Below are 7263 nucleotides of genomic sequence, written 5' to 3' on the forward strand. Positions count from 1 at the left end.
CCTCCAGCTCGCCCTCCCAGGCCTCGCGAGCGGCGGAGTAGGCCCCAGGCCAGAGGCGCACCGAGCCCGCGTGGACGCGCAGGGTGGACGTGGTGAGGGACTCGAGCAGCTCGCGGTCATGCGAGACGAGGACCCCGACTCCGCGGAAGCGACGCAGGGTGGCGATGAGCCACGCGCGAGCCTCGGCGTCGAGGTGGTTGGTGGGCTCGTCGAGCAGCAGCACGTCCGGCTCACGGGCGAGGGCGCCGCCGATCTGCCAGCGCTTGCGCTCGCCGGGAGAGAGCGTGGGCCACCGCTCGAGCGCGGTGGGATCCAACCCGAGCTGGCCGAGCAGTCGCCGCGAGCGCGAGTCATACGCCTCGGCGAGCGCGGTGATGTCGGGGGTGAGCGCCTCGACCTGCTGCGGGCAGAGGTGGACGAGGGCCGAGGTCGGCTCGAAGTGGAGGTGCCCCTCCGAGGGCCGGAGCTCGCCGGAGAGCAGGCGGAGCAGGGTGGACTTGCCGGCACCATTGGCGCCGACGAGCCCGGTCCAGCCGACAGGCAGGTGGAACTCCGCGTCGGAGAAGAGGGGAACGGCGTCGGAGAACGCGAAGGAGACGCGCTGAGCGCGAACGAGTGACACAAGGAACTCCGGAATCGTTCCGGGCGCGCACGAGGGGCCCGGTGGGTGGCTTAAAGACAGCGCCGACGATTCAGGAGTGGATCTTCAATGGAGTACGAAGCCTCGTGTGCGAGTCAAGACCGCAGGGCCCGGGATTTATAACCACCGACGGCCCCTGGCGCAATCCCTGACGGGCCTAGCGCACCGGAACGGTGGCGACCTGCGCCTGCCGGGAGAGCCGCCACGCACCGACCGAGGCGGCGAGCGCGGACGTCGTCGTCAGCAGGAGCGCCAGGGCGACGTTGTGGAGCGCCTCGTAGACGCCGAGGTACAGGACGGAAGGCCCCTCGCCGGCCAGCGGGCCGGTGTAGAGGCGCAGCAGGTTGAGCAGCCCGGTGATGAAGCCCAGTCCGCCGGCCAGGAGCGTGAAGAGCCCGAGCGTGAGGATGAGCGGCACGAAGCGCGACTCCGGACGGCTGGCGTAGCGCAGGCTGGTGGCCAGCAGCGCGAGCCCGGCGATGAGCGTGGGATACATCCCCCAACCACCAGCGATGAAGGCTTCCGACATGGGTGCTCCTTGAGTGGGTGCGCCCGCTCAGACAGCGGGGAGCGTGAAAGGTTCCCGCTCGGGAGCCGGGTTTCGCCGTTCGCGGCCCCTCGGAAGTATCATAGCGGTGATGCAACACACGTCCTCGCTCCGAACGCTCCTCGTGCTCCTCGTGGCCCTGATGTCCTCGCCCGCCGTCGCCGACGGGTCTTCTGGCGGACGCGGTCCCCCGAAGCCCATCAACCTGACGGGCGAGAACTTCTCCGTCGCGGAAGCGCCGGGGCTGGCCCATCAGGAAGGTCGTCTGAAGGGCTATCGCGTCGCGAAGTGGAAGGGCCACTGCGAGGTGCCGGCCTGCAAGGGTCTCTATCTGGGCCCCGCGGTGCTGGCTCAGTTCAATGACCTGGTCTTCATCCGCGAGGAGCCCCGTCCGAATGGAGCGAAAGCCACCCGCTACGTGAGCCGGGGCGGCGAGACGTTCTTCATGGTGATCGAGGAGGCAGGGGGCAAGAAGGCGCGGGTGCTCCAGCACTTCTTCCTGCGCGACCTGTGGAGCGATGTCGTCCTCGAGGTGGCGAGTGGAAGAAAGGAGGCGGGTCGGTGGAAGTTCGAGAAGAACCCCGCCGCGCTCCGGCCGATCGCCGACGAGTACCTGAAGCAACTCCGCTTCTTCACTCGCGAGCACGGCCAGAAGATCTACGAGACGGTGCGCTGGTTGGAGTACCGGATGGACGATGCGGTCCATGTCGGGGTGAACGGCCGGCCCAACGCGCCGCTGCTCGTGGAGGCCCTCCAGTGGTTCGGCGCGGGCGCGCTGCCGCTGCTGCGGGAGGCGTTCGCGGACAGCGGGATTGGCGAGTTCGAGAAGGCTCCGGCCATCGCGATGATCTGCTCGCCGGAGGGGCTGAAGAACACCGCCGAGCGCGAGGCGTTGCAGTCCTTCGTGCGAGAGAGCGTGAAGCCGGAGATGGGCGGCTTCGCGAGTGCCGCGGTGCTCGGATGTTTCGAGAAGCTCGCCGAGGAGAAGGTGCTCAAGCCCTTCCTCCTGGAGATCCTCGAGACCCTCTGTTCCGGTCCGCCGACGATCTTCGAGGCCGTGCCAGCGCTCCAGGCCTGGGCAATGCGTCTGAAGATCCACGAGGAGCTGGAGAACCGGATGAACCGCTGCGAGAAGGAGGAGCGCCGGGACATGGCGAAGGCGTGCCTCCGTGCGCGGGAGGCGACGCGCCCGCAGCTCGAGCGGACGTTCGAGAAGGGCGGCCCCGAGGTGGACGAGGCACTCATGCAGTGCCTGCAACCGGACGAGCCGACGCACCGCGCCGCCGTCGCCGGTTCGCTGGGGAATGAACACGTGGGCCGCGAGCGCGCGCTGGAGTTCCTCGCCCACGCGAAGGCCCCGCCCGCGTCCGACGAGCTGCTCGCGGTCGCGCGGGCGTACGGCAAGCCACCCCCGGTGGAGTTCCGCGGGTACTACGCGTGGCGCGCGCGGGCGCTGGAGTACTTCGCCCGGGTGAAGCGGAACGAAGCGGTCACCTCGGAGGCGCGTCGGCACCTGTCCGAGGCGCTCGAGCAAGAGGTGCGGCCGCCCTCGGGTGCCCTGGCACAGCTGGGGTCCGCGGTGAAGAAGGTCCGGACGCTGGGCATCGAGTCGGAAGCGCCGTCGCTGCGCATCGCGCTCGCGGTGCTCGGCGCGGCCTCCCACGAGCGCGCCGCCGCCACCGTGCTCCGGAAGACCGACGTCACCGAGCCCGCGAAGGTCGAGAGCTACCGCGAGCTCGTGGCCTACGGACTCCACCTCTGTGGTTGCTCCGAGGAGCAGCTTCGCTCCATCATCACGAAGCCGGCCGAGGTGAGCGAGGCGCCCCTCTGCCTGCGACCCTGAGTTCGCTATGGGTTACTGGGGCGTGACGACCGCGACGGTGGACTGGTGCGAGACGAACTACGCGCACTCCCACTACATCTGCGAGCTGTTCAACTCGGTCTCGAGCCTGGCCATGGTGCTCGCGGGTGTGCTCGGCATCGCACTGCACCACCGCGTGCTGGAGCGTCGGTTGCTGCTCGCGTTCGCGCTGGTGTCGGTGGTGGGACTGGGCAGCATCGCGTTCCATGCGACGCTCCTCTTCCAGCATCAGATGTTGGACGAGCTGCCGATGCTCTACCTCGCCCTCCTGATGGTCTACATCCTCATGGAGAATCGCCCCGAGCGGCGGTTCGGGCTCTGGTTCCCCCTCGTCCTGTTCGGCTACGCGGTGCTCTCGACCTGGCTGACGGCCTTCTTCAGGGGGAGGCTCCAGTTCTTCCTCTTCCAGACGAGCTTCGCGTCGCTGGAATTCTTCGCCCTCGCGCGCGTCTACCTCATCCACCGCCGCAACCAGGAGGTGAAGGCCCGCCGCGTCTTCCAGGTCGGCATGGGCGCCTACGCGCTCGCGATCGTGCTGTGGATGAGCGACACCCGGTTCTGCGCCACGCTCAATGAGACGCTGCCCGCGCATGGCCTCCCCAACCCCCAGTTCCACGCGTGGTGGCACGTGCTCGTGTCCTGCGGGTTCTACGCGCTCCTGATGGTCATCGCCCACGACCGGCTGAGGACGCTCGGACAGGCGCCGCGGCTCCACTTCGCCGCCGGGGTGCTTCCATTCGTGCGGAGCACGGAGCACCCGTGATATCGCGAGCGGATCATGAGCGACCGGAACCTACCTTGGGAAGGCGGATGCCGCTGTGGACAGGTGCGGATCAGGATCAGCGCACCGCCGCTGCTCACCATGGCCTGCCACTGCACGGGCTGCCAGCGGATGACCGCCAGCGCCTACTCCTTGAGTGCCGCGATCCCGAGCGAAGGGTTCTCGGTCACGAAAGGAGAGCCCGTCATTGGTGGCCTCCACGGGGCGAACCGCCATTATTTCTGCCCGCACTGCATGAGCTGGATGTTCACCCGGCCCGAGGGCATGGACTGGTTCGTCAACCTTCGCGCGACGATGCTCGATGATCCCAGCTGGTTCACACCGTTCATCGAAACGTGGACGAGCGAGAAGCTGCCCTGGGCAACCACGCCCGCGGTTCACAGCTTCGAGAAGCTGCCGGCTTTCGAAGACTTCGCGAGGCTGACGAAGGAGTACGCGGAGCAGGCGGAGTAAACGGCAACGCCCTCGCCCTCCAGCTCCGAGGGCAAGGGCGTTTGAGATCCGGGCCGCGCTCTTCCGCCGGGACTACTCGTCGGCCGGCAGGGAGGGGCGGGTGCGCACCGGCATGGCGGGGGGCTGCGACCCCAAGGTGCGCGAGATGGACTGGGCGCTCAGGGCCGCGGCGCTGGGCGCGGGCTGCGGCTTGGCGCTGGCCTCCCGGGCGAACACCTCCTTGAGCGTCGCGATGCTGCCGAGCGCCGCCGTGGCCTCGTAGGGCACGAACATCTTGTTGTCGCCCTTGCCCAGCTCCTGCAGCGTCTCCATGTAGCGCAGCGCGAGCACCTCGGGCGTGGCACCGCCACCGGAGTTGACCGCGTCGAACACCAGCCGGGTGGCCTCGGCCTTGGCCTCGGCATCCAGCAGCGTGGCGCGCTTGCGGCCCTCGGCGCGGGCGACCTCCGCGTCGCGCTCGGCCTCGGCCCGGAGGATGCGGGAGATCTTCTCGCCCTCGGCCTCGAGGATGGCCGCGGCCTTGTCGCCCTCGGCCTTGGTGACCTCGGCGCGGCGCTCGCGCTCGGCCGTCATCTGCTTGGCCATGGCCTCCTTGATGGCGTTGGGCGGCTCGATCTCGCGCAGCTCCACGCGCGTCACCTTCACGCCCCACTTCTCGGTGGCCTCGTCCAGCACCATGCGCAGCTTGGTGTTGACCGTCTCGCGGCTGGTGAGCGTCTGGTCCAGCGTCAGCCCGCCCATGATGTTGCGCAGGTTCGTCATGGTGAGCTGCTCGATGGCCAGCGCGAGGTTCTCCACCGCGTAGAGCGCCTTCGCCGCGTCGACGATCTGGTAGTAGATGACCGAGCCCACCTCCATGGTGACGTTGTCATGGGTGATGACCTGCACGGTCTCGAAGCCCATGACCTGCTCGCGCATGTCCACCAGGTGCGTGCGGGTGTAGCGGTTGTCCACGCGCATCTCCATGGCGCGGGGCGAGTCGAGGAACGGGATGAGGATGTTCAACCCGCTGGTCGCGACGTTGTGGAACTTCCCCAGGCGCTCCACCACCATCACCTTCGCCTGAGGAACGATGCGCAGGCCCTTGACGAGGGCGAAGCCCACGGCCAGCGCGATGACGACGAGAACTCCAGTGCCCATCTAAGTACCTTCCTTCTTCAAGGGAACTTCGAGTGCCGTCGACGGGCGACGCACCCACAATTTCAAGCCTTCCACCTGCTCCACGATGACGCGCTCGCCCTCGGTCACGGTGCCCCCGAGTGAGCGCGCCGACCAGAGCTCCCCGTTGATGCGCACCGTGCCTCCGTGCCCCTCGGTGAGGGACTCGGTCACCAGGGCCTCCTGGCCCACCATCGCCTCCACGCCCGTCTTCACGTTGCCCGCGTTGCGCATGAAGGCCTTCTTGAAGATGGTGCGCGACGCGGCGAAGAGGGCCACCGAGACGACGATGAAGACGGTGAGCTGGAGGTTGATGCCCAGCCCCAGGGCCGCCAACAGACTGGCGGCCAGCGCGCCCGCGGCGAACCAGAGCAGCACGAAGCCCGGGAGGGCGATCTCCAGCGCTCCCGCGAGAACCGCGGCGATGATCCACAACTGCCAGCCAGGGATGTCCATGGAATGTTCCTGTCGGATCAGAGCTTGCCACCATGCCGACGCGGCGCGCCACAACCCCCTCGCCGTGGCCGACATTCCTCGCCCTTTGAGGTGGGGGGCGGGGTAGTCTCGGCGCCCCTCGAAAACCTGGACGAGTGGAGTCTCATGAAAGCGGTGCGCTTCTCGGCCTTCGGGCCGCCTCTGGACGTGGTGCAGGTGGTGGACGAGACGCCCGGCGAGCTCGCCCCGGGCGAGGCCCTGGTGGAAGTCGTGGCCACGCCCATCAACCCCTCGGACATCATGACGCTCAGCGGCCAGTACGGCCTGCTGCCGAAGCTGCCGGCGGTGCCGGGCAACGAGGGCGTCGGGCGGGTGGTGGAGGTGTCGGGCAGCTCGGCGGTGCGGCCCGGCCAGCACGTCTTCCTGCCCATGGGCGCGGGCACCTGGCGCACGCACCTGAAGGCCAAGGCGGAGCGGCTGCTGCCCCTTCCAGAAGGCGCGGATCCGCTCCAGCTGGCGATGCTCTCCATCAATCCCCCGACGGCCGAGCTGCTGCTGCACGCCTTCATCCAGCCGCAGCCCGGTGAGTGGGTGATGCAGAACGCGGCGAACTCGGCGGTGGGACGCTACCTCATCACCCTGGCGAAGCGCGAGGGACTGAAGACGGTCAACGTGGTGCGGCGCGAGGACCTGGTGCCGGAGCTGCGCGAGCTGGGCGCGGACGTGGTGCTGGTGGACGGGCCGGAGCTGCCCGCGAAGGTGCGCGAGGCCACGGGCGGCGCGAACATCCGGCTGGGCATCGACGCGGTGGGCGGCTCGGCGACGACGCGGCTGGGAGACTCGCTGGCCCCGGGCGGCATCGTCGTGAACTACGGCGCGATGAGCGGCAAGGGGCCGAGCCTCTCGCCCGCGGCGACCATCTTCAAGGACGTGACGCTGCGCGGCTTCTGGCTGGTGAGTTGGATGAACAAGACGCCGCGCCAGGAGCAGGCGGCGCTGATGCAGCGGATGGCGAAGCTGGTGGCCGAGGGCGTGCTGTATGCGCCGGTGGAGGCCACGTTCCCGCTGGAGAACATCAAGGAGGCGCTGACGCGGGCGATGGAGGGCGGGCGCCAGGGCAAGGTGCTGTTGACGCCGGCGGGTCCGGTGGGAGGCAAGTGATGGCTGGGCGAGTCGAAGGCAAGGTCGCGCTGGTGACGGGGGCGGCGTCGGGGCTGGGCAAGGCGATGGTCCAGATGCTGGCCCGCGAGGGCGCCCGGGTGGCGGTGACGGATCGCAACGAGCCCGGCGCGAGGGACGTGGCCGGCGCGCTCGGAGAGGCCGCGCGCTCCTGGAAGCTGGACGTCACGCAAGAGGCGGACTGGCAGCGGGTGGTGGACGAGGTGCTG

The 7263-nt window shown here is 69.0% G+C and carries 9 protein-coding genes; 5 read left to right on the plus strand and 4 right to left on the minus strand.

The window, feature by feature from the left end; genetic code table 11:
* Both VF697_RS04935 and VF697_RS04940 read right to left on the minus strand, forming a co-directional pair.
* On the minus strand, positions 1–622 hold a 622-nt coding region (locus VF697_RS04935; protein ID WP_331092318.1), incomplete at its 3' end, for an ATP-binding cassette domain-containing protein.
* Between the two features lie 175 nt (positions 623–797).
* Positions 798–1169, minus strand: a complete 372-nt coding sequence (locus tag VF697_RS04940; RefSeq protein WP_331092319.1) for a hypothetical protein — start codon at positions 1167–1169, stop codon at positions 798–800.
* Positions 1170–1278: 109 nt separating this feature from the next.
* On the opposite strand from VF697_RS04940, the gene VF697_RS04945 reads away from it, so the two are divergent.
* The 3 genes from VF697_RS04945 to VF697_RS04955 are packed head-to-tail and all read left to right on the plus strand — an operon-like array spanning position 1279 to position 4282.
* A complete protein-coding gene (locus VF697_RS04945; RefSeq protein ID WP_331092320.1) occupies positions 1279–3030 on the plus strand; it encodes a hypothetical protein in 1752 nt (583 codons plus the stop codon).
* Positions 3031–3052: 22 nt separating this feature from the next.
* On the plus strand, positions 3053–3811 hold the full coding sequence (locus VF697_RS04950; RefSeq protein ID WP_331092321.1) for a ceramidase: 759 nt from the start codon (positions 3053–3055) through the stop codon (positions 3809–3811).
* Positions 3812–3826: 15 nt separating this feature from the next.
* Positions 3827–4282: a GFA family protein gene (locus VF697_RS04955; RefSeq protein ID WP_331092322.1), complete on the plus strand. Its 456-nt coding sequence runs from the start codon at positions 3827–3829 to the stop codon at positions 4280–4282.
* 72 nt (positions 4283–4354) lie between these two features.
* On the opposite strand, the gene VF697_RS04960 is transcribed toward VF697_RS04955, so the two are convergent.
* Positions 4355–5422, minus strand: coding sequence for an SPFH domain-containing protein (locus tag VF697_RS04960; RefSeq protein ID WP_331092323.1), 1068 nt, complete (start codon positions 5420–5422; stop codon positions 4355–4357).
* Entirely contained in the window at positions 5423–5896 is a 474-nt protein-coding gene (locus VF697_RS04965) for an NfeD family protein (protein WP_331092324.1), read from the minus strand.
* Between the two features lie 144 nt (positions 5897–6040).
* On the opposite strand from VF697_RS04965, the gene VF697_RS04970 reads away from it, so the two are divergent.
* Entirely contained in the window at positions 6041–7036 is a 996-nt protein-coding gene (locus tag VF697_RS04970; protein ID WP_331092325.1) for a zinc-dependent alcohol dehydrogenase family protein, read from the plus strand.
* A partial coding sequence (locus VF697_RS04975) for an SDR family NAD(P)-dependent oxidoreductase (protein ID WP_331092326.1) occupies positions 7036–7263 on the plus strand: 228 nt, incomplete at its 3' end. The genes VF697_RS04970 and VF697_RS04975, both read left to right, overlap by 1 nt.

The organism is Archangium sp. (assembly GCF_036388035.1).
Taxonomy (GTDB): domain Bacteria; phylum Myxococcota; class Myxococcia; order Myxococcales; family Myxococcaceae; genus Archangium.

Coding starts and splice junctions, on each gene's coding strand:
- VF697_RS04940 (WP_331092319.1), bottom strand. CDS start 1,169: ATGTCGGAAGCCTTCATCGCTGGTGGTTGGGGGATGTATCCCACGCTC.
- VF697_RS04945 (WP_331092320.1), top strand. CDS start 1,279: ATGCAACACACGTCCTCGCTCCGAACGCTCCTCGTGCTCCTCGTGGCC.
- VF697_RS04955 (WP_331092322.1), top strand. CDS start 3,827: ATGAGCGACCGGAACCTACCTTGGGAAGGCGGATGCCGCTGTGGACAG.
- VF697_RS04970 (WP_331092325.1), top strand. CDS start 6,041: ATGAAAGCGGTGCGCTTCTCGGCCTTCGGGCCGCCTCTGGACGTGGTG.
- VF697_RS04965 (WP_331092324.1), bottom strand. CDS start 5,896: ATGGACATCCCTGGCTGGCAGTTGTGGATCATCGCCGCGGTTCTCGCG.
- VF697_RS04960 (WP_331092323.1), bottom strand. CDS start 5,422: ATGGGCACTGGAGTTCTCGTCGTCATCGCGCTGGCCGTGGGCTTCGCC.